The organism is Pseudoalteromonas sp. SIMBA_162 (assembly GCF_046535955.1).
Classification (GTDB): Bacteria; Pseudomonadota; Gammaproteobacteria; order Enterobacterales; family Alteromonadaceae; genus Pseudoalteromonas; species Pseudoalteromonas marina.
In genome coordinates this window covers 1-234 of record NZ_JAWJBQ010001269.1, presented here as the reverse complement: position 1 = coordinate 234, position 234 = coordinate 1, and the positions used below count along the sequence as shown (strand labels likewise).

At 37.2% G+C, this 234-nt stretch carries 1 protein-coding gene; it reads left to right on the top strand.

The annotated features are described in order from the left end of the window. Window positions 1-50 precede the first annotated feature (50 nt). Window positions 51-234: RepB family plasmid replication initiator protein (locus R0J88_RS23720; RefSeq protein ID WP_410901416.1), on the top strand; the 184-nt coding region annotated here is incomplete at its 3' end.

Below are 234 nucleotides of genomic sequence, written 5' to 3'. Positions count from 1 at the left end.
GGTTGGGCCGCGGTTAGCATAACAGCATAAACTTGAAATGAGGTAGGGAAATGAGCAGTAAAAATTCTCCAAAAATTGTTTTCGCTAAGAAATTATTACATGCGGGTTATTGGCTAGAGGTTAATGAGCAGCGATTAATAAATCTAGCGTTGTCTAAAGTTAATTCCAAAAAGTCTAACCCAGGAAAAATTGTGATTTATCCAACGGAATATGTCAAGTGTTTCGGCCTCAATA